General features: G+C 57.3%; 1 pseudogene. It reads right to left on the bottom strand.

Annotated elements, in window-relative coordinates:
- A pseudogene (locus Q4563_RS16690) lies at positions 1-398 on the bottom strand (LLM class flavin-dependent oxidoreductase); the annotation flags it as partial.

Consider the following 398-nt stretch of genomic DNA (forward strand, 5'->3'; position numbering starts at 1 on the left):
TAAATATCGTTGGTGAACATCAACTCATCCACCTCCAGCTCCTGTACCAGCGACGCCAGTTTGAATGCCAGTGTTGCTGGCCCACCGACGACAGCCATGGCCAGAAAAGACTGCACTTGCGCCTGCATCGGAAGATCCCACAGGGCATCTATATTCCTGGTGGGTGGCGGTAAAAACAAGGGTTGTCCTGTCATCAGGGCGATCACCCGTTGCTGACTGCTGGTGGCCAGATACTGGGCCTGCTGGTCGGTTGCTGCGGCAATCAATGGCAGCGTGGCAATGGCGTACGGTTTGGCCAGTTGCTCTGATGGTTGAAACTCCCGCCGATACAAGGCCAGCGCTTCGTGTAGATAGCGAGGGGCAAAGTGCGCGGCGAAGGCGTAAGGCAAGCCTCGCTG

It is taken from the genome of Gilvimarinus sp. 1_MG-2023 (assembly GCF_030548285.1).